Source organism: Vreelandella sp. 162(4c) (assembly GCF_058152265.1).
In genome coordinates this window covers 2,910,172-2,934,416 of record NZ_CM176981.1, presented here as the reverse complement: position 1 = coordinate 2,934,416, position 24,245 = coordinate 2,910,172, and the positions used below count along the sequence as shown (strand labels likewise).

Annotated in this window: 23 protein-coding genes; 8 read left to right on the top strand and 15 right to left on the bottom strand. The window is 56.6% G+C overall.

Annotated elements, in window-relative coordinates:
- Positions 1 to 89: 89 nt before the first annotated feature.
- The 6 genes from AC4EYZ_RS13575 (at position 90) to AC4EYZ_RS13550 (ending at position 5,044) form a co-directional block, all read left to right on the top strand.
- Positions 90 to 539 carry an Xre family toxin-antitoxin system antitoxin gene (locus AC4EYZ_RS13575; RefSeq protein WP_474192715.1) on the top strand — a complete coding sequence of 150 codons (450 nt, stop codon included), beginning with the start codon at positions 90 to 92 and terminating at the stop codon, positions 537 to 539.
- Entirely contained in the window at positions 536 to 1,000 is a 465-nt protein-coding gene (locus AC4EYZ_RS13570) for an RES family NAD+ phosphorylase (RefSeq protein ID WP_414122682.1), read from the top strand. Before AC4EYZ_RS13575 ends, AC4EYZ_RS13570 begins: the two co-directional genes overlap by 4 nt.
- A 242-nt stretch (positions 1,001 to 1,242) precedes the next feature.
- Positions 1,243 to 2,211 carry a metal ABC transporter solute-binding protein, Zn/Mn family gene (locus AC4EYZ_RS13565; protein WP_009286156.1) on the top strand — a complete coding sequence of 323 codons (969 nt, stop codon included), beginning with the start codon at positions 1,243 to 1,245 and terminating at the stop codon, positions 2,209 to 2,211.
- Between the two features lie 23 nt (positions 2,212 to 2,234).
- Positions 2,235 to 3,017 carry a metal ABC transporter ATP-binding protein gene (locus tag AC4EYZ_RS13560; RefSeq protein ID WP_041157262.1) on the top strand — a complete coding sequence of 261 codons (783 nt, stop codon included), beginning with the start codon at positions 2,235 to 2,237 and terminating at the stop codon, positions 3,015 to 3,017.
- Positions 3,018 to 3,020: 3 nt separating this feature from the next.
- Complete coding sequence (locus AC4EYZ_RS13555; RefSeq protein ID WP_035539242.1) at positions 3,021 to 4,127, top strand: metal ABC transporter permease; 1,107 nt, start codon at positions 3,021 to 3,023, stop codon at positions 4,125 to 4,127.
- Positions 4,124 to 5,044 (top strand): metal ABC transporter permease, encoded by a 921-nt coding sequence (locus AC4EYZ_RS13550; RefSeq protein ID WP_278371020.1) that lies wholly within the window; start codon positions 4,124 to 4,126, stop codon positions 5,042 to 5,044. Before AC4EYZ_RS13555 ends, AC4EYZ_RS13550 begins: the two co-directional genes overlap by 4 nt.
- Positions 5,045 to 5,141: 97 nt before the next feature.
- Here AC4EYZ_RS13550 and urtE read toward each other — a convergent pair whose 3' ends face one another.
- The 10 genes from urtE to AC4EYZ_RS13500 all read right to left on the bottom strand — a co-directional run bounded on the left by urtE (position 5,142) and on the right by AC4EYZ_RS13500 (position 17,326).
- The gene (urtE, locus tag AC4EYZ_RS13545; RefSeq protein WP_138799495.1) at positions 5,142 to 5,849 is read right to left on the bottom strand and encodes an urea ABC transporter ATP-binding subunit UrtE; all 708 of its coding nucleotides are present in this window, start codon (positions 5,847 to 5,849) and stop codon (positions 5,142 to 5,144) included.
- Positions 5,849 to 6,685, bottom strand: a complete 837-nt coding sequence (gene urtD, locus AC4EYZ_RS13540) for an urea ABC transporter ATP-binding protein UrtD (protein WP_414122691.1) — start codon at positions 6,683 to 6,685, stop codon at positions 5,849 to 5,851. Before urtD ends, urtE begins: the two co-directional genes overlap by 1 nt.
- A complete protein-coding gene (urtC, locus tag AC4EYZ_RS13535) occupies positions 6,682 to 7,851 on the bottom strand; it encodes an urea ABC transporter permease subunit UrtC (protein ID WP_474192739.1) in 1,170 nt (389 codons plus the stop codon). The genes urtD and urtC overlap by 4 nt, the downstream gene beginning before the upstream one ends.
- A gap of 3 nt (positions 7,852 to 7,854) precedes the next feature.
- The gene (gene urtB, locus AC4EYZ_RS13530) at positions 7,855 to 9,468 is read right to left on the bottom strand and encodes an urea ABC transporter permease subunit UrtB (RefSeq protein ID WP_022521343.1); all 1,614 of its coding nucleotides are present in this window, start codon (positions 9,466 to 9,468) and stop codon (positions 7,855 to 7,857) included.
- A gap of 243 nt (positions 9,469 to 9,711) precedes the next feature.
- Positions 9,712 to 11,073 carry an urea ABC transporter substrate-binding protein gene (gene urtA / locus AC4EYZ_RS13525; protein ID WP_009286163.1) on the bottom strand — a complete coding sequence of 454 codons (1,362 nt, stop codon included), beginning with the start codon at positions 11,071 to 11,073 and terminating at the stop codon, positions 9,712 to 9,714.
- 429 nt (positions 11,074 to 11,502) lie between these two features.
- Positions 11,503 to 13,005, bottom strand: a complete 1,503-nt coding sequence (locus AC4EYZ_RS13520; RefSeq protein WP_009286164.1) for a tripartite tricarboxylate transporter permease — start codon at positions 13,003 to 13,005, stop codon at positions 11,503 to 11,505.
- Between the two features lie 54 nt (positions 13,006 to 13,059).
- Positions 13,060 to 13,542 (bottom strand): tripartite tricarboxylate transporter TctB family protein, encoded by a 483-nt coding sequence (locus AC4EYZ_RS13515; RefSeq protein ID WP_022521342.1) that lies wholly within the window; start codon positions 13,540 to 13,542, stop codon positions 13,060 to 13,062.
- A 107-nt stretch (positions 13,543 to 13,649) separates the two neighbouring features.
- Positions 13,650 to 14,648 (bottom strand): Bug family tripartite tricarboxylate transporter substrate binding protein, encoded by a 999-nt coding sequence (locus AC4EYZ_RS13510; protein ID WP_490203820.1) that lies wholly within the window; start codon positions 14,646 to 14,648, stop codon positions 13,650 to 13,652.
- Between the two features lie 191 nt (positions 14,649 to 14,839).
- Positions 14,840 to 15,571 (bottom strand): response regulator, encoded by a 732-nt coding sequence (locus AC4EYZ_RS13505; protein WP_022521340.1) that lies wholly within the window; start codon positions 15,569 to 15,571, stop codon positions 14,840 to 14,842.
- Between the two features lie 57 nt (positions 15,572 to 15,628).
- On the bottom strand, positions 15,629 to 17,326 hold the full coding sequence (locus tag AC4EYZ_RS13500) for an ATP-binding protein (protein ID WP_474192752.1): 1,698 nt from the start codon (positions 17,324 to 17,326) through the stop codon (positions 15,629 to 15,631).
- Between the two features lie 147 nt (positions 17,327 to 17,473).
- Here AC4EYZ_RS13500 and AC4EYZ_RS13495 point away from each other — a divergent pair, with 147 nt between their 5' ends.
- Positions 17,474 to 18,196, top strand: a complete 723-nt coding sequence (locus tag AC4EYZ_RS13495; RefSeq protein ID WP_050712882.1) for a DUF481 domain-containing protein — start codon at positions 17,474 to 17,476, stop codon at positions 18,194 to 18,196.
- A gap of 13 nt (positions 18,197 to 18,209) precedes the next feature.
- Here AC4EYZ_RS13495 and AC4EYZ_RS13490 read toward each other — a convergent pair whose 3' ends face one another.
- From AC4EYZ_RS13490 to AC4EYZ_RS13480, 3 genes are read right to left on the bottom strand one after another with little or no spacing between them, the layout of a single operon-like run.
- Complete coding sequence (locus AC4EYZ_RS13490; protein WP_342584473.1) at positions 18,210 to 18,980, bottom strand: ABC transporter permease; 771 nt, start codon at positions 18,978 to 18,980, stop codon at positions 18,210 to 18,212.
- Between the two features lie 35 nt (positions 18,981 to 19,015).
- Entirely contained in the window at positions 19,016 to 19,798 is a 783-nt protein-coding gene (locus AC4EYZ_RS13485; RefSeq protein WP_490203819.1) for an ABC transporter ATP-binding protein, read from the bottom strand.
- A gap of 2 nt (positions 19,799 to 19,800) precedes the next feature.
- A complete protein-coding gene (locus AC4EYZ_RS13480; protein ID WP_490203818.1) occupies positions 19,801 to 20,904 on the bottom strand; it encodes an ABC transporter substrate-binding protein in 1,104 nt (367 codons plus the stop codon).
- 368 nt (positions 20,905 to 21,272) lie between these two features.
- On the opposite strand from AC4EYZ_RS13480, the gene AC4EYZ_RS13475 reads away from it, so the two are divergent.
- Positions 21,273 to 22,826: a BCCT family transporter gene (locus AC4EYZ_RS13475; RefSeq protein ID WP_022521334.1), complete on the top strand. Its 1,554-nt coding sequence runs from the start codon at positions 21,273 to 21,275 to the stop codon at positions 22,824 to 22,826.
- Positions 22,827 to 22,850: 24 nt separating this feature from the next.
- Here the strand turns inward: AC4EYZ_RS13475 and AC4EYZ_RS13470 are convergent, their stop codons facing one another.
- Positions 22,851 to 23,672, bottom strand: coding sequence for a flagellin N-terminal helical domain-containing protein (locus tag AC4EYZ_RS13470; RefSeq protein WP_317890276.1), 822 nt, complete (start codon positions 23,670 to 23,672; stop codon positions 22,851 to 22,853).
- 73 nt (positions 23,673 to 23,745) lie between these two features.
- Positions 23,746 to 24,192, bottom strand: coding sequence for a 2-amino-4-hydroxy-6-hydroxymethyldihydropteridine diphosphokinase (gene folK / locus AC4EYZ_RS13465; RefSeq protein WP_027957911.1), 447 nt, complete (start codon positions 24,190 to 24,192; stop codon positions 23,746 to 23,748).
- Positions 24,193 to 24,245 lie beyond the last annotated feature (53 nt).

The window sequence follows — 24,245 nt, the reverse complement described above, 5'->3', positions numbered from 1 at the left end:
ATCTTCTGTCATGTGCATCACTTGACGGCGGTAAAAGCATCATGTATATCAAATGATAGACTTTTGAAGTATCAAATGAGGATAACATTATGGATATCCACTTCACTCAATACCAGCCACCCAAAGCTTTGGCGTCCGGTTTCTGGCAACAAATTGGCTTGCCAGCCAGAGGCCGCAAGTTGCATGAGCTGTTGCATGAAGGGGTGGAGTATCGTGTTTATCCCCAGATTGCCAAGGTATCAGGTATTGAGCAGAAGGCGCTGGCGCGTTACGTGGATATTCCCTCTGCTACGCTTAGCCGTCGCGCCAAATCGGGCCGTTTCAAAATGGCAGAGAGTGACCGGTTGTATCGCTTTGCTGAGCTTTTCAAGGCGGCGCTGGATCTGTTCGAGGGTGACATAGAGGGGGCTCGCGCCTGGCTACTCAAACCCAATGCCGGGCTAGGCGGTCGTCGCCCTGTCGAAATGAGCGCCACATCGGCAGAGTATCAAACGGTGTTGAACCTGATCGGGCGGCTGGAGCACGGGGTCTCGGTATGAGCGAGGTCACCGCCTATCGGCTGGTTAAGCGTAAGTTTCAGGAAACAGCGTTTGATGGCGAAGGCGCACGGCTTTACGGTGGGCGCTGGAACAGCCCAGGGAATGCCTGTGTGTATGTGGCAAGCTCCGAGTCGCTGGCACTACTGGAAATTATGGTGAATCTGGAAAGCTATCGGCTGCTCAATGCGTATGCGCTGCTGCGCCTGACGCTACCAGCCGACAGTATTCTAAGCGTTGGCGCAGAAGATCTACCAGAAAACTGGCAGGAAGCCCCAGCGCCAGCAGAGACCGCTGAACTTGGCGATGGCTGGCTGGCCTCAGACCAAAGTCTGGCACTGGCAGTGCCAAGCGTGGTCGTGCCGAGAGAGCTCAACTACATGCTCAACCCGGCACACCCCTTATTCGATCAAATCGTCGCGACAGCCGAGGCACTGCCATTTCAACCCGATCCAAGACTTTGAACCGGGTGTGGATAACTTAAACCGTTCTTAGCAGATTTCAAAGGCGCGTTAGTAGCCCGTCTTACGTTTATTCCCGCAATACTCAGATACCCCTTTCAGCTCACCTCAGCGTCTTTTATCCGCTTGACATTTCATGAATAGCGCCACAAACTTAGCCAAGGCTATACTTCTTTCCTCGGGACAATCAGTTTACACAAAGCAATTTCAGCCCATCTACCTCATGACGAGTCTGGAGCTAAATAATGGCAACAAAATATGCCGTGATTCTATTGGGAACGCTGCCTTTTAGTGCGTTGGCAACTGCCGATGAAACGCCCTTAAACGTGGTGGCAACGATTGGGATGATTGCCGATGTAGCGCAGGAAGTAGGCGGCGAATGCGTTAATGTGGAAGCCATGATGGGCCCCGGCGTAGACCCCCACCTGTATCAGGCAAGCGCTAGCGACGTGGCCTTGCTGCGGGGCGCCGAACACATTCTCTATTCAGGCTACTCATTGGAAGGACAGCTGGGGAGTGTGCTGGAGAATTTCTCGGCACGAACACCCACGCTTGCCGTGGCGCCCGCTTCCATTGATCCGGCGTCGTTGATCACCGCTCAGGATGTCTACGGAGTCGACCCTCACCTGTGGATGGATGTCTCTTTATGGGCCCAAACACTGCCCACCCTAAGCGATGCATTGAGCGAAGCACGCCCTGAGTGCGCCACGACGATTGAAACCAATACCGAGCGTTATCAGGCTCAGTTGCTAGCCTTGCATGAGTGGGTTAAAGAGAGCATTGCCAGCATCCCCGAAGAGCAGCGTATTCTTGTCACCGCCCACGACGCTTTCAGCTACTTTGGTCGTGCCTATGACATTGAGGTGGAAGGGATTCAGGGCATCAGTACCGAAACCGAAACTGGGATCGCCGATATTCGCAGCATGGCGGATAGCGTTGTTGCCCGTAACGTGCCCGCCATATTTGTCGAGAGCACCATCAACCCGCGCACCATTCAGGCAGTGATCGATGCCGCAAGGCAGCAAGGCCATGATGTGACCATCGGCGGCCAGCTTTATTCCGACGCCATGGGCGATGAAGGCACGGTAGATGGTACCTATATGGGCATGATCTACCGTAACACCCAGCACATTGTCGAGGCGCTAGGCGGTTCGCTGGCCCCGCTGCCAAAGGCACTGGATGACTGGGCCAGCGAGTGGCAACTCGCTCAATAAGCATTCGATAAGGCAGTGCATCCATGGCGATATTCAACCCTACAGACACCGCACTGAGCATTAAAAACCTGACGGTGAGCTACCATAACCAGCCCGTGCTATGGGATATCGATCTGGATATCCCCGCCGGTGTCATGGCGGGCATTGTCGGCCCTAACGGGGCGGGCAAGAGTACGTTGATCAAAAGCCTGCTTGGGCTGGTGCCGTCGTTGTCGGGAGAGGTGATGGTGCATGGACGGCCCTACGCCACACAGCGTAAACGGGTGGGCTACGTGCCCCAGCGCTCAAGCGTTGACTGGGATTTTCCCACCACGGCGCTGGATGTGGTCACCATGGGGCTTTACGGGCGCTTGGGCTGGCTCAAGAGACCGGGTCGCAAAGAGCGCCATGAAGCGCAGGAAGCACTTGAAATGGTCGGTATGAGCGCCTTCGCTGAACGACAGATTAGCCAGCTTTCTGGTGGCCAGCAGCAGCGCGTGTTTCTGGCTCGCGCGCTGGTGCAACAGGCCGATGTGTATTTTCTTGATGAACCCATGGCTGGCGTCGATGCCACCACCGAGCGGGCCATTATCGATATCCTGCGCCACCTGCGCGACGCGGGCAAAACGCTGATTGTGGTACACCACGATCTGCAAACGGTTCGCACCTACTTTGACTGGCTACTGCTACTCAACGTGCGAGTCATCGCCAGCGGCAAGGCCGAGGAGGTGTTCAAGATCGATCACCTGCGCCAGGCTTACGGCGGCCAAATCGCGCTACTTAACGACAATGAATCGTTAATGTTTTCCGCCTCAAAGGTGAAGTAACCCATGGTGTGGCTTGAGCTTTTATCTGACTACACCTTTCAGAATGTAGTCATTGGCGCCTCGCTGCTGGGGCTGATCAGCGGCCCGCTGGGCTGTTTTGCGGTGCTGCGTCGCCAAAGCCTGCTGGGAGACGCAATTTCCCACGCAGCCCTTCCCGGCATCTGTTTAAGCTTTATCATCACCGGCAGCCGGGATATTGGCGGGATTATTATTGGTTCACTGATCACCGGCTCCGCCGCCGCGCTGATTATGCTGATGCTGACGCGCTTAAGCCGCCTGAAAACGGACGCAGCCCTGGGCACCTGCCTGAGTATCTTTTTTGCCGTGGGTATCGTTCTGCTCACCTATATCCAGAGTACCAATAACGCCTCCCAGGGCGGTCTTGAGGCCTTTCTTTTCGGCCAGGCCGCCGCGACGCTGCGCTCCGATTTATGGGTGATGGGCAGCATTACGCTGGTTACGCTGCTGCTGCTTGCCGTCTTCTGGAAACAGGCCAAGCTGGTCACCTTTGATGCGGAGTACGCCCGCACGCTCGGCATGCCTATCACCGTGATTGAAGCATCGCTCACCGCTATGGTTGCGCTAGCGGTCGTCGTCGGCCTGCAGATGGTCGGTGTGATTTTGATGGCCGCCATGATCGTGGCACCCGCGGCCGCCGCCCGACAGTGGAGCCGCCACCTAGGCGGCATGCTCACCATCGCCGCAGGCGTCGGTATTGTCAGTGGTGTTTCAGGGGCAACCATCAGCACCCTATCGCGTGGCCTGGCAACCGGCCCGCTGATTGTCCTTACCGCAACCGCCATCGTGCTTATATCGTTGGCATTGGCGCCCGGCCGTGGCCTGCTGTGGGGTGTGATAAAGCACTATCGCCAGAAGTCAGCGCTGCAGAAACAGCAGCTACTTTATGCGCTATATAAACACTCGGCCGATCCCTCATGCGCCCCCTCAACACTCGGTTCACGCAGGATGCTCAACAAGCTTAAGCAGCAAGGCTACCTAATCCGCTCTCCACGCGGTGCCACCCCAAGCGACGACGGCTGGGGGCTAACGGCACAGGGCCAGGCGGAGGCTAGAAGAGTGGTCGCGGCCTTTGAGGAATTAGCATCATGATGGCAGAGCTACTGACCACAACTGCCCTGCCCATTATGCTAGTGGGCGCGATGGTAGGCATCGCCTCCTCGGCGGTGGGCACCTTTTTAGTGCTGCGCGGCAACAGCATGTTATCCGACGCAATCAGCCATTCGATTGTGTTTGGCATCGTCATCGTCTGGCTGCTGACCAAGCAACAGAGCGGGCCGGTACAACTGATCGGGGCCGCCCTCACTGGGCTGTTAACCGTCCTGCTCACCGAAGCCTTAGCGAGCACCAAACGGGTCAAGCAGGATACCGCTATCGGCCTGGTCTTCCCGGCTCTGTTCTCTATCGGCGTGCTGCTGTTGAATATTTATGCCAATGATGTGCATATCGACACGCATACCGTGCTGCTCGGGGAGATCGGTTTTGTCTGGCTGGATACACTCGACATCTTCGGCCTGCCCATCCCTCAGGCGCTGGTATCGATGAGCGTGATGACGGTGCTCAACTACGCGTTTATCGGACTCTTTTATAAGGAGCTGAAGCTGGCCACCTTCGATCCGGCGCTGGCCAAAACGTTCGGCTTTATGCCCTCGATTCTTTTCTATGTACTGCTAATGCTAACTAGTTCCACTGCCGTAGCGGCCTTTGATGCGGTAGGCGCGGTGCTGTTTATCGCCTTTGCCATTGTTCCCGCCTCCGCCGCCTATTTGCTGACCGACCGGCTGTGGATGATGTTTATCATCGGTGCGCTAATTTCTATCGCCTCGAGTATTTCTGGCTACTACCTCGCAGTGTATCTCAACGTCTCCATTGGCGGCATGATGGCCGTCATGACTGGCGTATTCCTGATGCTCGCCTTTCTAGCAGGGCCACGCTACGGCGTGATTACCCAACTGGTCAAACGCCAACGGGCACGCCAGGGGCCGGTGGAGCCGCCGCCCAGCGTTTGAAGCCCAGCTTTTGGAAACACGGCTCATCCGCGCGCAAAAAAGCGACCGCCTTTCGACAACCGCTTGGCCGGGCAGACGGTAACCGGGTGTGGATAACTTAAACCGTCAGATGCTGCTTGATCAGCTCATTGGAGAGCTCGCTGATCTCACCTTTGGCCACCGGTCGGCCGCGATCCATGATCACAAAGCGGTCGGCGTATTTACGGGCAAAGGGCAGCTTCTGCTCTACCAGTAGCACCGTTAGGCCATCTTCGTTGATCAACTGGCGAATCACCTGGCCAATCTGGGCGACGATATTGGGCTGAATGCCCTCCCCTGGCTCGTCCAAAATCAGTAGTTTGGGTTCGATGACCAGTGCGCGGCCAATCGCCAGCTGCTGCTGTTGCCCGCCGGAGAGATCGCCGCCACGGCGGTGTTTCATCTCTTTTAGCACTGGGAACAGTTCATAGACCCGCTCTGGGATTTTCTTCAGCCCGTCACTGCGGGCGGCAAGGCCGGTGCGCAGGTTCTCCTCTACGGTCAGCAGCGGAAATATCTGCCGCCCTTGGGGCACGTAGCCAATTCCCAACCGCGAGCGCGCCTCAACGGCTTTTTTAGTCAGCTCGATCTCGCCTGCCTCGGCGGTATAGCGCAGCTCGCCACTTTTGACGGCCACTTCACCCATCACGGCTTTCAGCAGCGTGGTTTTACCCACGCCGTTGCGTCCCATCACGCAGGTACACTGACCGGCGGGTACCTCAAGATCGAGATCCCAGAGGGTGTGGCTTTCGCCGTAAAACTGGTTGAGCTTTTCGATCGCTAGCATCAGGCGGCCTCCTCGTCATCGGCACCCAGGTAGACCTCGATTACTTTGGGGTCGCTGGAGACTTGATCCATGGTGCCTTCCGCCAGCACGCTGCCCTGATGCAAGACCGTCACCTGGCGGGCAATCGAACGCACAAAGCCCATGTCATGCTCGACCACCACCACGGACTGTTTACCGGCCAGCCCGGTGAGCAACTCGGCAGTGCGCTCCATCTCCTGCTCGGTCATGCCCGCCACCGGTTCATCCACAAGCAGTAGACGCGGGCGCTGCATCAGCAGCATGCCGATCTCCAGCCACTGCTTCTGGCCGTGGGAAAGAATGCCCGCAGGTTGATGGCGCAGTGCTGTCAGGCCGATGGTTTCCAGCACTTCATCGATGCGGTCTTTGATCTCGCCGGTCATGCGGGCGGTCAGGGTAGGAAAAATCCGCTTGTCCGCCGCCATGGCCAGCTCCAGGTTTTCAAATACCGACAACGCTTCGAATACCGTGGGTTTTTGAAACTTGCGGCCAATGCCCAGGCTGGCAATATCGGGCTCGTTCATGTGCAGCAGGTTATGGCGGCTCCCGAACCATACGCTGCCGCTGGTGGGGCGGGTTTTGCCGGTGATGATATCCATCATGGTGGTTTTGCCCGCCCCGTTGGGGCCGATAATGCAGCGCAGCTCACCGTCGTTGATGGTTAGGTTGAGGTTATTGATGGCTTTAAAGCCATCGAAGCTCACGGTGACATCTTCCATGTAAAGGATCGGCCCGTGGCGAACGTCCACCGGCGAGGCTTGGGGCGCCATAAAATCGAACACCCGGTCACGCTGGGACAGCGATTGCAGCAAACTCATGCGGAGGCCTCCTTGGATGTCTGTTGATGATCAGGGTTAGCCGAATCGTCGCGCTTGCGACGCTTGAGGTAGCGAAACAGCCCCGCCACTCCTTTGGGCAGAAACACCGTGACCAGTACGAACATTGCACCCAGGGCAAACAGCCAAGCATCGGGCATGACGCCGGTAAAGATGGTTTTGGCGTAGTTAACTAAAATGGCGCCTATCACCGCGCCATATAGCGTGGCGCGACCGCCCAACGCTACCCACAGCACAATCTCGATGGAGAAAATCGGCGAGAATTCACTGGGGTTGATAATCCCCACTTGCGGCACATAAAGCGCCCCCGCCAGGCCTGCGAGCATCGCCGAGACCACAAACACAAACAGCTGAAAGCGCTCGACTCGGTAGCCGAGAAAGCGCGTACGCGCTTCGGCATCCCGAGTGGCCACGCTCACCCGACCCAGCTTGCTGGTGACAATCGCACGGCACAGGATATATCCCAGCGCCAGCGCAACGCCGGTGGCCAGGAACAACCCTAGGCGCGTGGCGTCGCTGCGCAGGTCAAAACCGACGATTTCGCGGAAGTCAGTCAGGCCGTTATTACCGCCGAAGCCCATCTCGTTGCGGAAGAAAGCCAGCATCAAGGCAAAGGTCAGTGCCTGAGTGATAATCGACAGATATACCCCGGTGACCCGTGAGCGAAACGCCAAAAAGCCGAATACCAATGCCAGCAGCCCGGGAGCCAGCAGAACCATGGCAAAGGCGAACCAGGCCATATCGAAGCCGTGCCAAAACCACGGCAGGCTGTCCCAGTTGAGGAACACCATAAAGTCCGGCAGTACCGGATGGCCGTAGGTACCGCGATCGCCAATCTGGCGCATCAGGTACATGCCCATGGCGTAACCGCCAATGGCGAAAAAGGCGCCATGGCCGAGGCTCAAAATGCCCAGATAGCCCCACACCAAGTCCACCGCCACGGCCAGCAACGCGTAGCTTAGGTACTTACCGAACAGGTTGACCGTATAGGCGCCCACATGCAGCGGGTTATCCGGCGGCACTGCCACGTGCAGGATGGTGACCAGCGCCAGCGCGGCCAGTAGCACGCCGAGAAAAATCTGCGTAGAGCGTTCGCTGAATGGGCGTGTTAGCCAAAAATTCGTCGATGATTCGGTCGTTAAAGACATCGTTTAGCCCTCCGCAGCCCGGCCCTTCTGCGGGAAGAGTCCACGCGGGCGTTTCTGAATGAATAGGATAATAAAGACCAACACGATAATTTTGGCCAACACCGCGCCTGCCCAGGGTTCCAGCACCTGGTTAATGACCCCCAGCGATAGCCCGGCCACCAGCGTGCCCCACAGGTTACCCACGCCGCCGAACACCACCACCATGAAGGAGTCGATGATGTAGTTCTGCCCCAGGTTGGGGCCGACGTTGGTGAGCTGGGAGAGCGCGACACCGGCAAGCCCGGCCACACCCGAACCTAGCGCAAAAGTCATGATATCCACACGAGTGGCACGAATGCCCATGGAGCGTGCCATGGCGCGGTTTTGAGTCACCGCACGTACCTCAAGCCCCAGCCGGGTACGACGCATAATCAGCATCAGCCCGGCAAACACCACCAGCGCAAAGCCAAGCACGTACATGCGGTTTAGCGTTAATGAGAGTGCATCGTTAACCACCAGTGAACCGCTCATCCACTCCGGGGTAATCACGGTGCGGTTAAGCGGTGAAATCACCGTGCGCACCAGCTGCTGCAGAATCAAACTGATACCAAAGGTCGCCAGCAGCGTCTCCAGCGGGCGGCCTTTGAGGAACTGGATAACACCGCGCTCGATCGCCACACCCGCCAGAGCAGCGACCATAAAGCCTGCGGGAATCGATAGAATCAACGCCAGCCCAGGCTGGCCGGGCAGCAGTTGCTGCATCGCCCAGGTGGTGTAGGCGCCCAGCATCATCAGCTCGCCGTGGGCCATGTTGATCACGCCCATGACCCCGAAGGTGATCGCCAGACCAATGGCAGCTAGCACCAGCACTGAGCCGAGGCTCAAGCCGAAATAGAGCGTTTCCAGACCACGATTGATTTTGAGTTGCTGCTCAATGCCCGCCAGAGAAGCGGCAGCGGCATTGGCGACGACGGGATCATCGCTATTGACTGCCCGGCTCAATGCCACGCGGGAACGGGGGTGTAGGCTGCCGTCCAGCGCTTCGACCCCAGCCATTTCGCCCGCTTCAGCACGGTAGATCGCCACGGCCTGAGTCAGCCGGTAGCGCACCTGCTCGTCCTCTTCCTGTTCGATCAAGTCGTCGAGGGTGGGCACCAGCTCACCATCTACTTCACCTAACAGGCGCTCGGCCGAGGTACGGCGGCGCTCCACGTTAGGTGAGTAGAGGTCAACTACCGCGATGGCGCTGCGCAGTTGATTACGTAGGTTGTTGTTGATGCCAATACGCTCCAGGTCACGGCGGGACATCTCGCCCAACGCTTCGCCGGTTAGGACATCGGCCACCGGCCAGTCGCGGCCGCGGTTCTCGAGCACCAGCACGAACCGGCCATCTTCGGTACGCTGCAAGCGGCCATCCAGCAAGGCCTGCAGCCAGTCTCGGGCGCGTTCGTCATCGCTTTGCAAAATGGCGGTGATCGCGTCGCCTTTGGCGGCGTAAGACTCAACGTCCAGCGCCTCCAACAGTTCGAGCGCGGCCGCATCGTCGGCAGTATTCGTGGAGCTCGTTTGTGCTTGGGCGGTCACTGTGATGCTTAACAACAGTAGGCACAGCAGCCCTAAGGAAAGGAAACGCCTCATGGGGTTCTTCCTTTGGTTATCTAAGAGGGTAACTGAATATATCGGTGCCAGCGCAGGCTTCCGCGAGGGCGCTGTAAACCCATCCTTGGGCGCTACTTTTGCCATCTGACCGCCATGGATGGCGGAAATGCCGGAATAGTAAGGAACCTTTCCGGCCATGGCAAAAGACCCTCGCTTCAGCCTGCCCTAGCACCAGCGAGCGGGCAGTTTTAAAAGAAGTTATTTCCACTGCGATAGACGTGCTTACTCAGCGAGCGCCGCTTCGGCTTCTTCTGCTGCGGTGCTGCCACCGCACGAGCCGTTCACGACGTTGAAGTTGCCGCACTCCATCGGCTTGCGCCAATCGGCAATCAGGTCACGGGAGCCAGGCAGGTAGTCAGACCAGGCGTCGCCCGCCACGGTAGACGGCGTCTGCCAAACGATATCGAACTGACCGTTGTCCTGAATCTCACCGATCAGCACCGGCTTGGTGATGTGGTGGTTGGGCATCATCGCCGCATAACCGCCGGAGAGGTTAGGTACGGTCACACCGATAATGGCGTCTTTCACCGTATCGACGTCTGTCGTGCCCGCTTTGCGAACCGCTTCGGCCCACATGTTGAAGCCGATGTAGTGCGCTTCCATTGGGTCGTTGGTGACGGCCATATCGTCGCCGGTGTACTCAATCCAGGCATCGATAAAGTCGTAGTTGTCATCGTTATCGACGCTCATGAAGTAGTTCCATGCCGCCAGGTGGCCCACCAGCGGGCCGGTATCAATACCGGTAAGCTCCTGCTCACCCACCGAGAAGGCGATGACGGGAATATCGGCAGCGTCGATACCCTGGTTGGAGAGCTCGGTATAGAATGGCACGTTGGCGTCGCCGTTAACCGTCGAGATTACGGCGGTCGGTTTACCCTCTTCACCGAAGCGGCGAATTTCTGCCACGATGTTCTGCCAATCGGAGTGACCGAACGGCGTGTAGTTGACCATGATGTCCTCATCCGCGATGCCGTGTTCATCCTTGAGGAAGGCCTCGAGGATACGATTGGTAGTGCGCGGGTAGACATAGTCGGTACCCACTAGCGCAAAGCGCTCGATACCGACTTCGTTGATAAGGTATTCAACCGCAGGAATCGCCTGCTGGTTAGGCGCTGCGCCGGTGTAGAAGACGTTTTCAGAAGACTCTTCGCCTTCATACTGCACCGGGTAGAACAGCAGCCCGTTGAGCTCCTCTACGACGGGCAGTACGGATTTACGCGAAACCGACGTCCAGTTGCCGAAAATCACGTCCACTTCTTCCTGGTCTAGTAGCTCCCGGGCGCGTTCGGCAAACAGCGGCCAGTTAGACGCGGGATCAACCACCACGGCTTCTAACTGACGGCCGAGCAAACCACCGGCTTCGTTCTGCTGCTCAATAAGCATTTCGACGGTGTCTTTGAGGACGGTCTCACTAATCGCCATGGTGCCGGAAAGCGAGTGCAGGATACCGACTTTGATCGGGTCATCGTCTTGGGCGATGGCTTGGGTGCTGGCCCCCATGATGGCAGCGGTGAGTAAAGCGGTCGCGAAACGGCCACTTGAAAGGAAGGGGCGAGGGTGTGTCGAGCGTTTGAGAGTGTTCATTGTTAATCTCCTTGCACCCCTTATGGCTGGGGTTTGTTATGACCGAGGCTTGATGATTGGCTTCGCACTTGGGGTTGTTGTGTTAGCTCCCCAATACGTCCACTAGCCATTAACACTTGCAAGGGATGCGCCAGATTGACACAAAGTTGTCTTATAGCTCTTTAATCAGCCACTTAATAATCATCAGGAAATCTCAACACTCACCGTATGCACCAAAATAAAGCACAAGAACGCATCTAAAGCACCCTCACAATGCACCAATAAAATCCAGTGCACCAACTAAGTACTTGAGCTTTTTTGAATACAGATCAGTAACGTAATACTTACTTATTAGTTACAACTCACTCTTTGTTGTCAGTTAAAAAGCAGTTAAAAAAGGAGCCTTGGCATCACCAAGGCTCCTTGCTATTCACCCTTTAAGTAGTGGCGTTAAACAGCCACGTCGGGTGGAATTTTCTTACGGCGTTTTTTCAGTAACGGCAGACCAAGCGACAGCAAGGCGACGACCAGTAGGCCAAGCGAGATAGGCTTGTCGATAAAGGTCATCCAGTCGCCACCGGAGATCTGCAGCGCGCGACGCAAGGACTCTTCCATAATGTTGCCCAGAATCAGCGCTAAAATCAGCGGCGCCGCGGGGAAACCAAACAGGCGCATACCCAGGCCCACCAGGCCAAAACCGAGCAGCAGCAACAGATCAAACACACTGAAGCTCATGCCGTAGACGCCGATCATGCAGAAGATCAAAATCAGCGACAGCAGTAGCGGCTTGGGCAGATCAAGAATCTTGGCGATCAGCGGTATCAACGGCAGGTTAAGCACCAGCAGGAAGATATTACCGATATACATACTGGCAACCACGCCCCAGAACACGTCCGGACGCTCTGTCAGCATCATTGGGCCGGGATTGACCCCCATGACCAGCAGGGCACCCAGCAGTACTGCGGTGGTACCCGAACCCGGTACACCCAGCGTCAACAGCGGCACAAAGGAGCCGGTACAGGCGGCGTTGTTGGCCGCTTCCGGCGCGGCCACGCCTTTGATATTGCCCTGCCCAAAGGTGTCGCCATCTTTGGCAATGCGTTTTTCCATGCTGTAACCCAGGAACGAACCAATGGTCGCGCCAGCCCCCGGCAGAACGCCGGTGAAGAAGCCCAACACCGAGCTGCGGCCAACGGGGCCAGCGATCTCTTTGACTTCGCTACGAGTCAGTTTCAGCGAGCCAATCGCATTACGCGGCGCCTCTTTGCCACCACCGCCGCGCAGCAGCATGTAGAACACCTCGGCAAGCGCAAAAATCCCCAGCGCCACCACCAGGAAGTCGATACCGTCGAGAAGCTGAACGGAGCCGAAGGTAAAACGCTCGGTACCGGTCTGCATATCGATACCCACAATCGAGATAATTACCCCCACCACGGCGGCAATCAGCCCCTTGATCAGCGATTTATCCGACAGCGAGACCACGGCGGTTAAGCCCAGCACCATCAGTGCAAAGTACTCGGAAGGGCCAAAGCTTACGGCCACTTTGGAAAGCAGCGGAGCCACCAGCATCAAGAAAATAACCGATACCGTACCGCCCACAAATGACGAGTAGGCGGCAATCGCCAGCGCTTTACCCGCCAGACCTTTTTTGGCCATCGGGTAGCCGTCAAAGGAGGTTGCTACGGTACCCGCAACGCCGGGGGCGTTGAGCAGAATCGAGGAAGTAGAGCCACCGAAGATGGCGCCGTAGTAAACCCCTGCCATCAGGATCAAACCCGACGAGGGTTCCATGGCAAAGGTGATAGGAATCATCAGGGCAAGTGCACTGATAGGGCCAAGGCCCGGCAGCATGCCGATAATGGTGCCAGCAAATACACCGGCAAATACGTAGGCAATATTGATTGGCTCAAGCGCGATGCCAAAGCCGTACATCAAATTATTGAAGGCATCCATGGGAATTACTCTCTTAAGAACTGCTAGCGGAAAGACCTGCTAACAAGGCTTTGTTTAGAAAGGCAGCAAGCCAGTGGGCAGGTAAACATCCATCACCTTCGTCATGGTCAGGTAGAGCGCTAGCACTACCCCCAGCGACGTAGCGAGGTTGACCCCATGGCGGCGATAGCCGTAGTAGGCCGTCAATCCAACGCAGAGCAGCGTAGAAGCAAGTACAAAACCCAGCGGCACCAGCAATAGCGCGTAGGCGGCAATCGCCAACGAAGTCACGATGACCCGCGCCCAGGGCGTCAGTAGCAGCGGCCCGTGCTGCGCCTCTTCGTCGACTTCATCGGCACCGGCTATCGGGGTGGGTTTCTCAAAAAATAGAAACACCGACAGGATCAGTAGCGAGAAGCCTAATACTTTAGGAAACAGGTCAGAATCGACCGGGCGCGGCAGAGGAAAGGTAGGGATCTGCCACGCCATCGCGATATAGCCAACAGCCAATACCGCAAACACCAGTGCTAACCACTGATTGGTATTTAAACGAGTCATAGGAATCTCTCCGAAGGAGCCAACACGTCTCCCGCGGTTAACGCATATTGTTAACCGCGGGAGACGCCCAGCCACGCTTGGGCGACTGGGCGATACAAGGAGTAGGATTACTGGCGCAGTAGGCCAAGCTCGCTCAGCACGTCGCTGAACTGCTCTTGCTGCTGATCCAGGAAGGCGCCAAACTCTTCGCTGTTTTGGTAGGCGTCGATCCAGCCCAGTTGGTCGCTCGCTTCGCGCCATGCATCGGTTTCAAGCATTTCGGCGAACAGGTCTTCGTAGTAGGCCACTGACTCTTCAGGCATATCAGGAGCGCCCATCACGCCGCGCCAGATATCGAAGGTGTAGTCGAAGCCCTGCTCCTGGTAGGTAGGCACTTCGCTCAAGCCACCGCCCAAACGCTCTTCAGAAGAGACGCCCAGCGCACGCAGTTGGCTGCCTTCACCCAGTTGGCCAACCGCTTCACCAGCGCCGCCGACCACGGCTTCAATATGGCCGCCCATTAGGTTAGTCATGGCGTCGCCGCCACCCGAAAACGGGATGTAGTTGACTGCCGAGGCTTCCATTCCGGCCGCAGAGGCAAGGCCTGCAATGGCAATATGATCCATGGAGCCAGGCGCACTACCACCGCCAACGCTCAAGCTGGGATCTTCTTTCAGCGCATTGAGCAGGTCTTCGAGGTTCTGATACTCGGAGTCTGCCGCGACCAGGATGATTGAGTAGTCGGTGTTGATCCGCGCGACCGGGGTAAAGTCGGTGTGGTCGTAGCGCGAAGCACCTGCCAGCGGCACCAGAATCATCGGCGGGCTGGTGGCAAACAGCTTGTGCGGGTTGCCGCTATCGCGGGCCACTTGGGCCCAGGCTACGGCACCGCCGCCGCCAGGTACGTTGATAGCAGCGAAGCTTTCATCGGCCAGCTCTTCTTGCTGAATCACCCGCGACATGGTGCGAACGAGAGTATCCCAACCGCCGCCTGGGTTAGCCGGTGCGACGAATTCGATGGAGCGTTCAGGTGTCCACTCTTGCGCCTGTGCGGCGGTGCTCATGCCTGCAAAGGCAGCAATGGGAAGAGCAAATACAGATAAACGCTTGAGGGTAAGCGACGTCATGATGGCGTTCTCCACGTATCAGTTTTGTTGTGTGATGAGTTTGCTGTGTAGAGCTTCTTATTGTGAGACTGCACGCCGCGAACGTTAGAAGACCACTACCCTGACCGACAAGCTTGTGCGCATAAAAGACAAAAAGTTCTTTATGGCTATTTTGTTCATTTTGTTCACGCGCGCCTAATTGCCACATTCCTTTATAGAGTGTTGAGCCACTCGTGTGCTGCCTCCAACAGCCGATAGCGGCGCTCAGGCCGCCCTACATCACCATAGCCCAGCTCCGCACTCACCGCCTGTTCAGCAACTAAAAACTCTAAATAACGGCGGGCGGTTGAGCGGCTGGCACCCATGATGCGCGCCATCTGCATGGCGGTGAGCGAGTCGGGTGCGTCGGCCAGGGCATCAATCACCCGGCGCAGCGTCAGCCGATCAATACCTTTAGGCAGGGCTTGGCTTTTAGCACGCAACGGCTCGCCGGGCTTCAGGCGCGCCAGCACGGAGTCCAGTTCATCCTGATTCATCTCGGCACGGTTGGCCAAGGCTTCACGCTCGCGACGGAAGCGAGTCAGCATTTGCGTCATTCGCGCGGCTTCAATGGGCTTGATCAGGTAGTCGAATACCCCACCACGCAGCGCCTCGCTGATGGTTTCTACTTCCCGGGCAGCGGTAACCATGACGATATCCACATGCACGTAGTCGCGGCGAATCGCCCATAGCAGCTCCAGGCCTTCAACATCGGGTAGGTAGGCGTCGAGCAAGATCAACTGGATGTTGGTGGCCTGTTCCGCCATGATCGCCTTGGCTTCGCTACCGTTGCGCGCCATGCCCACCACATAAAAGCCGTCGCTCTGTTCAATAAAGGCCCGGTGGATATCGGCAATGCGAAAATCGTCTTCAATGACCAAAATGCCGTACTGCCCATCAGACATTGCGTTCCCCCCTAGCCGTCGTGGTCACTGTTTTTGAAATTGTTGATGAAATTGTTTTTAAAATTGTTGTTGAGACTGCTGTTGGTCTTGCTGCGCACACAGCGAGCGGTCGAGCACCGCGATAAAGCATGCGCCCCCCAGCTCGCTCTCCTCCAGGGTCACGGCGCCGCCGTGCTGGCGGCAGAGCCTGGCTACCAGCGCCAGGCCAATGCCCTGGTGTTTGCCCGTTTTGGTCGAAAAGCCTTCCTGGAAAATCGATTCGGCGAGCTGGGCAGGTACTCCGGGCCCGTTGTCCTCCACTTCGATCAACAGCTGCTCCCCCAAATCGGTGAAAAACAGGCGTACTTTGGGCGCTTTACTCGGCCCATTCAGCGCTGCGTGGCAGGCGTTGTCCAGCAAGTTACCCACCACGCTCATCATCACCTCTTGCCCGGTGGGCGTTAGTGGGCAGGAGAGCGAGCTTTGCTCATCAATTTCTAGCGTCACGCCCAGCTCCCGGGCGCGGGTGAGTTTACCCAGCAGGGTGCCGCTAAGCACGGCGTCGGCTACATTGCGCATTAAAAAGCTCATCTGCGCCTGGGCACGCTCGGTTTCCTGATGGATCAGCGCCAAGGCTTCCTCGATGCGCTCTAATTGCAGTAACCCAGAGATGGTGTAGAGCTTATTGGAAAACTCGTGGGCCTGAGCGCGCAGCATATCCACGTCGCGGCTGGCCTGGGTTAGCGCGTGGGAGAGATCAACGATCTCGCGGCGGCTGCGGAAGGTCGCCACGGCGCCCTCAATTTCTCCCTCGTGCAGAATCGGCACGCGGTTGACCACCACCGGGTGATCGCCCAGCCACATCTCCTGGTCGAACTCCTGTTCGCCGCGCCGGAGCACCTCCAGTAGCCGCGAATTGGGCACCACCTCACGGATGGGCTGCCCCAGCAGCACATGCTCATCGTCTAAGTTGAGAAAGCGCCGCGCCTGCTGATTCACCAGGGTAATATGCCCTTCACGATTAACCGCCAGAATGCCCTCGTGGATCGACTGCAAAATGGCCTCTTTCTCCATGGCCAAGCGGGCAATTTCGTAGGGTTCCAGGCCTAAAATAACCTTCTTGAGGTGCTGCGATAGCCAGTAGGCACCGGCAAAGCCAAGACAAATCATCAGCGCCACCAGCGCCCAGCCAAAGCTATTGTAGCGCGCTACGTCCATGGCCACGCGATCCATCATAAAACCGACGGAGACCAAGCCAATGATATTGCCCTCTTCGTCCCAAATGGGCGCTTTGCCACGAATGGCAGTGCCCAATGAGCCGGTTGCTTCTGAGACATAAAATTGACCATGAATCAGCGCCTGATCATTATCCCCGCCTACCATTGGCTTACCTATCCGCTCGGGCACCGGGTGAGAGTAGCGAATACTTCGGGCATTGCCCACAACGACGTAGCGAGCACCGGTTTCATGGCGAATTCGCTCCGCCAGGGGCTGAATAATGAAAGCGGGGTCGGGGATCGCAAAGGCATTAATAATTTGCGGCATCGACGCCACCGTTTTGGCCACCGCCAGCGCTCGTTCGCCCATCTGCTGGCTAATAATTTCCGCCTTGCGGTGATTGAGATAGGTGCCCTGTGCCAGTAGCATGCCCGCTAATAGCAGCCCGACCAACAGCATCACCTGCAGGCGAAAGCTGCGCTTATACCAACTGCGCCTTGCGCGGGTTCGACGCCAGCGCTGCAGATCGGCTAATGTTCGAGGGCGAGAAACGCTCATAGGTAGACTCAAAATGCGTGACCGCACCATTATGGCACGCGCCAGCAAACGACGTTAATTGCCATCACTCATGTGATCGTTCGCTGATATAATAGTCCTCGGCCTAAACCAAGGAGGGATGTAGTGGCAATCGTTAGATGGATTATTATGCTGGCCTGCTGGCCGCTGTGGTTAAGCGCTGCCTATGCCAACCCGTTTTACGCCCCACCGCCTCCCCAGGAAGATGCGCCGGTGTTCAGTGGCGATGCCGAGCTGGGCTTTACTCACCTTTCGGGCAATACCAATAGCCAAACGCTGATCGGCAAAACGCTGCTGACATGGTTAACCGGTAATTTTACCTACTCACTGCGCGGTGAAGTGCGCACGGTGAGTAAAGATAACGAAACCAGTGCCGAGCAGTACCTGGTCGCCGGACGCGAGCGCTATGAGCTAGACGGCCCACACTATCTATTTGGCTTTGCTCGCTGGGAGAAGGACCGTTTTGCCGGTTATGACCAGCAGCTGTCCGCGATTGGGGGGTACGGGCGCCAGATTCTGGAGAACGACACCCACACCCTGTCGTTAGAAGCGGGCCCCGGCTATCGTCATGACCGGCTACGCGAGTACGACGATGAACGCTTGATGGTGACCTACACCGCGCTGGATTATCGCTGGGGGTTTTCCAGCTACGCCGATATTCAGCAGGAAATGTCGGTAGAGTATACCAACCAGAACACCACCTCCCGCTCGCTAACGGCGCTTACTGCCCGGCTTAACTCGAAGCTGTCGCTGCGCTTATCCCACGAAATAAAGCACAATTCCCAGCCGCCCGATGACACCAGTGCGCGCACCGACAGCACCACTAGCGCGTCGCTGCTCTATCGTTGGTAAGTCCAATACTGGCTTAGCGATTCTGACCCCGGTGCGCCCATCCGGTCATACGCTTTTCCAACTGCGCAAACAGCTCGTACATCACCATGGCCATGGCGCTGATCACCAGCAGCCCGGCAAAGACCAGCCCCATGCGCATTTGCGAGCCAGCGCTCATCATCAGATAGCCAATGCCCTGGTTCGAAGCGACGGTTTCTGACACCACCGTGCCTACAAACGCCAGGGTAATGGCGACTTTCAGTGAAGCAAAGAAGTAGGGCAGCGAGCGCGGCAGGCCGACTTTCAGCAACACATCCATACGCCGCGCGCCCAGCACCCGCAGCACATCCTCCATTTCAGGCTCTAGCGTGGCCAAACCGGTGGCCACGTTGACCACAATCGGGAAGAAGCAGATTAAAAAGGCGGTGAGAATCGCCGGTACCGAGCCAATCCCAAACCAGACCACTAGAATGGGTACAAAGGCGACCTTAGGAATAGCATTAAAGCCCACCAGCAGTGGGTAGCAAGCGTTATATAGAAAGCGCGACGAGCCGATAATAAAGCCCAACACCAGCCCCACGACCACACCCAATCCAAAGCCAATAAGCGTTGTCCAGAAGGTTTGCCAGGAGTGCATGGCGATAGGCCCGGAATAAGTTACCAGCGCCTGGGCCGTCTCCAAGGCACTGGGGAAGATAAAGCTGGGCACATCAAACGCCCGCACCGTTACTTCCCAGATAACAACCAACGCGACCACCGCTATCCACGGCGCCAGTCGTTCAATTAACTGATTATTTTTCGTCATAAGTGCGCCTTTCATCAGGTGCCGTGTGCTTTTTATTAAGTACTGCGTACTTCGCCAATCTGAGCACGCAGCTCCTGAACCAGATCAATAAAGGGTTTTTGGTAAGTGGTTTCCAGTGCACGGGGTCGCGGCAACTCTATTTCACGGCGCTCAATCACCCGGCCTGGGCGGCGGCTCATGATGTAGACGGTATCGGCCAGAAACGCCGCCTCGCGCAGATCGTGGGTCACCAGCACTACAGTAAAGCGCTGCGCCTCCCACAGGTCGCGCAGCACGCACCACAGCTCCTCGCGGGTAAACGCATCCAGTGCACCGAAGGGCTCATCCAGCATTAGTAGGCGCGGCTGGTGAATCAGCGCCCGGCAGATCGATGCCCGCTGCTGCATACCACCGGAAAGCTGCCAGGGGTACTGCTCTTCATAGCCTTCAAGCCCCACGGTCTTGAGCAGCTTACGCGCCCAGCCGACAAACTCTTCGCGCCGTTTACGAAACTGATGGCGGTAGGGTTTAACGATCTCCAGCGGCAATAGGACGTTATCCAGTGTGGTGCGCCAGGGCAGCAGGTTGGCGTTTTGAAATGCCATGCCGGAGATCTTCAGCGGCCCGGTGACCGGTTCTCCATCTACTCGTATGGCACCAGTGGTAGGCGCATGCAGCCCGGTGCAGAGCTTCATAAAGGTCGATTTACCGCAGCCGGAGGGGCCCACGAAAGCGACGAACTCGCCTTCGTGGATACTCAGGTTGATATCCTCAATGGCGTTACCCGACGCATCGTAGGCCAGGCTGACGTCATCAAAGGTGACGAATGCTGCCGACATGCTTATTCGCCCTCGGCCGGAAACAGCATGCGTTCTTCCTGGGCAGGCAAGTAGTTTGAACTAAACACCTGATCGGGCGAAGGAATTGACGTGAGGTCGTAAGCATCGGCAACCAGTTGAATCGCCTGAGCCAGACGCTCGTCATCCACTCCGCCCACGCCATTTTCGCGCACTTCGGGAGTGTCGACGACGCCATCCAGAGCGAGTTTTAAGCGCCGAGTCTCCATTTCCACATCGATCAGGCCGTCACGGTTTTTAACATACTCAATGGCGGCCTCGGGGTCGGCAATAGTGTCGCCCAGGGCGCGGTTGAAGGCGCGCAGAAAGCCCTGCACGGCTTCCGGATTTTCTTCTGCGAAGGATTCACTGGCGATAATGGCGTTGCCGTACAGGGGCACGCCGTAGTCTGGGAACGGCATAATAGTCAGCTCGTCTTCGCTCATTCCCCGCTCTTCAAGATTGAGCAGGCTGGTGAAGTAGAAGCCAGTGATTGCATCCACATCGCCCCGGGTTAGCAGCGTTTCGCGCAGCGTAGGGTCGACGTTTTGCCACTCCACCGCGTCGGCGTCCAGATTATTAGCCGCGGTAAACACGCCCCAGGCGCGGTAGCCGGTATCGAAGGTGGGGGCGGCGATGGTTTTACCGGCTAAGTCAGCCGGGCTCTCGATGCCGCGGTCTTTGCGGGCAAACACCGCCGCAGGGGTGCCGTCGTAGACGATATAGACGCCTTGGATACCGGGGCCATCGGGGTTCTCGGCGAGAAACTCGACCAGCGCATTAAGATCGCCAAAGCCCATTTCATAGGCCCCGGACGCCACGCGGTTAATCGCACCCGCCGAGCCGCTTCCGGAGTCAATCTGAACATCCAGGCCCTCATCGGCGAAGTAGCCTTTCTCAGCGGCCATTAAAAATGGCGCGGAGGGGCCTTCAAAACGCCAATCCAGCTGAAAACGTATTTGGGTGTCGTCGGCGTAACTGATAGCCGGTATTAAAATCAGTGCTGCCGCGCAGCCGGTGAGCAGGCGCGCCGTAGAAAAACCTGGTATTGCAGTGGGAAAACCTAGTGTTGAAGTAGAAAAACGGCGTTTCGAAGTGGAGATCATCATCGTGAGCATACCTTGTATACAAAATATGCTTTAGCATTGCAGCAATACTGCCATTATTGATTTTTTATTTAATTTTCATGCTATTAGGTAGACAGTTAAGTGCCGCCGCCCTCCGCTATATGGCCAAAACGGTGCATTTGCCCCTGAGCAACGCACCAAGTTAAAACATATTAGACGTTGGTCTAAATTGGCGATATACTAAGCTCAGTTTCCTGTCTTGCGCCATTCCTTGAATGGCGCTTTTTTTTACCTGTAATTTCGCCTGCTTCAATCACCAACTTCTGAACGCTCATGTGGCGTTACACCGCTTAACGGCACGCTTTAATAGGCTGCTATTTCAGTTTCTCGCTCCCCATAAGGTATTTAACATGACCCACCCCAGCCCCAATTCTGAGAGCTCTCAGCGGTTTTCGCTCGGCGACCCTATTGTATTGATATTAAGTATCGGCTTTATCGTTGCCTTTCTCGCACTGTCGCTTTACGACGTAACTCTGGTAGCTGACAGCATCAGCGCTGGCTTCGCCTGGACCGCGCTAGTGCTGGGCAGTTACTTTCAACTGCTGCTCCTGCTGACGTTCTTTATCGCCATCGGTTTGGCCATAACCCCAGCCTCTAAAGCTAAAATCGGCAATTTAGATGCACCAGAAATGAGCACGTTTAAGTGGCTCTCGATCATTCTGTGTACGCTGCTGGCAGGCGGTGGCGTATTCTTTGCCGCCGGTGAGCCGGTATACCACTTTGTGGTAACGCCTCCCGCGTTTGATAGCGAAGCAGGCACCGCTGACGCCGTTTCCGGCGCCTTGGGGCAGTCCTTCATGCACTGGGGCTTTATGGCTTGGGCGGTACTGGGGTCGCTAACCGCCGTGGTGCTTGCCCATGCGCACTACGTGAAAGGCCAGCCGCTTCAGCCCCGCACCCTGCTCTACCCCGTACTGGGTGAGCGACTAATGCGCGGCCCGCTGGGCAGCATCGTCGATGCCTGCTGCGTAATTGCTTTGGTTGCGGGCACTGTGGGTCCAATTGGTTTTTTGGCCACCCAGGTCAGCTTCGGCCTGCACGAGCTGTTTGGCTTACCGGAAGGTTATCCCGGCCAGTTGATCATTCTAGCCGTACTCGGCAGCATCTACGTGCTCTCTTCCATGAGCGGCGTACACAAAGGCATTCAACTACTTAGCCGCTTTAACGTGCTACTGGCGCTAGCCATTGGCGCGGTCATTATTGTTTTTGGCCCCACACTGTTTTTGGTCAATAGCTACGTTTCAGGCATGGGCGCGTATGTCAGCGAATTCTTTACCATGGCGACCATGACCGCAGAGACCGCTCCGGCGTGGTGGATGCAGTGGTGGACAGTATTCTTCTTTGCCTGGTTTATTGGCTATGCGCCGCTGATGGCGATTTTTGTGGCGCGTATTTCCCGCGGTCGCAGCATCCGCGAAATGATCATCGCGGTAGCAATCCTGGCACCGATTGCCACCACCGTGTGGTTTACCCTGCTGGGCGGCTCAGGCATTTATTATCAACTCACCGGGGTGATTGATTTAACCGAGGCGCTGAACAACTTCCAGTTTGATGTAGCCACCTTAACCATTGCCCAAGCACTGCCCGGCGGTACCTGGATGGCACTAGCGATCCTGCTTCTGACCACCATTTTCGTTGCGACCACCGGCGACTCAATGAGCTACGCCATTGCGGTAGTGGGGGCGGGGCACGATAACCCCAGCCCGGTCATGCGGGCGTTTTGGGGGATCGCCATGGCGTTGATGGCAGCGGTACTGCTGTATATGGGCGCAGGCCAGATTGGCGCGCTGCAGCAGTTCATTGTTATCACCGCGATTCCGGTCTCGTTGATACTGCTGCCGTCACTCTGGAATGGCCCACAGGCAGCCTACGCCATGGCCCGTGAACAGGGCATTATTGATTAAGAGAGCTGCGCTACAGTGCTTACCTTATAGCCCTTCCAGCAGGCGCAGAATCATCTGCGGCTGCTGGTTGGCCTGAACCAACATAGCAATGCCTGCCTGCTGCAGGATCTGGGCGCGCACAAGGTTGGAGGCTTCCTTAGCATAATCGGCATCCTGAATACGCGACTGGGCAGCGGAGGTGTTAACAATACTGTTATTGAGGCCATCAATTACGCTTTCAAAACGGTTTTGCACCGCCCCCAAATAGCTACGTTGGCGATCTAACCGCTTGATCGCCTCATCCACTCTATCTATCGGTTTATCCGTCCCACTGAAATCCTCAGTCACGTCCAAACCATCAAGACCCAACCCCTGTAAATTCATGGCTTCAAAACGAACGGCAATGGTATCGCCAACGTTAGCACCCACTTGAATGTTCAGTGATTTAGTGTCGTTCAACAGCCCAATGCCATTGAAGTTACTTTTCCCGGCGATGCGCTCAATCTCTTCTAAACGTTGATCAATTTCGTCTTGGATAGAATCCAGGTCGTCGGAAGAGTTGGTGCCGTTAGCTGCTTGCACACTCAGCTCACGGATGCGCTGCAGGTTGTCGTTAATCTGATTAAGCGAGCCTTCCGCCGTCTGCACCATTGATATGCCATCATTGGTGTTGCGGATCGCCTGGGTCATGCCTTTGATTTGCGCCGTCATACGATTGGCAATAGCCTGGCCGGCAGGGTCATCCTTGGCACTATTGATGCGCAGCCCAGAAGAGAGGCGCTGCATGGCGGTCTGCATGGCCTGCTGACTGCCGCGCAGATTGTTCTGCACGGTTAGCGACATCACATTGGTATTTAGGCTGAGCAACGCACGCCTCCAGGGAAGTTAGCGCGCCCGATTGATGGCGGCTACAACGTTACTATCGGCCTAAACGCAAAAATCATGAACACTTTTGAGGCTCAAGGCTGCGACCACTACTCGCCAGCACTTCATCAACAGGTTTTTTTACATAGTCGTGCAGGTAGTAACCGTCATCGACCACCTCTCCATCCCAAGCCACAATGTCTAGATCCATAGTACGTGGCCCCGATTTAATCGCTCCCCGAACACGGCCCAGACGATCTTCCACCCCTTTGAGGTAAGCACGAAACGCTTCACGCTCAAGCGGTGTGCTCACCAACAGCGCGGCGTTTAGGAAATCGGGTTGCTGCTGGTACCCCACCGGCTGGGTGCGAATCGTTTTGGAACGAGCCAACAGATTGCACTCACGGTTAATGATATCGACCGCCTGAGCCACATAGTGGTCTGGGTCGATGTTAGAACCTAAAGAGATCAAGCACTCATGGAGCGCTTCAGATTGTTTGGTAAACAACGTCGTTGGTGGCATAGCGACATCCTGTTAAAAGTGACGTCTTCTTGAATGGCCCTGTAAGCAGGACT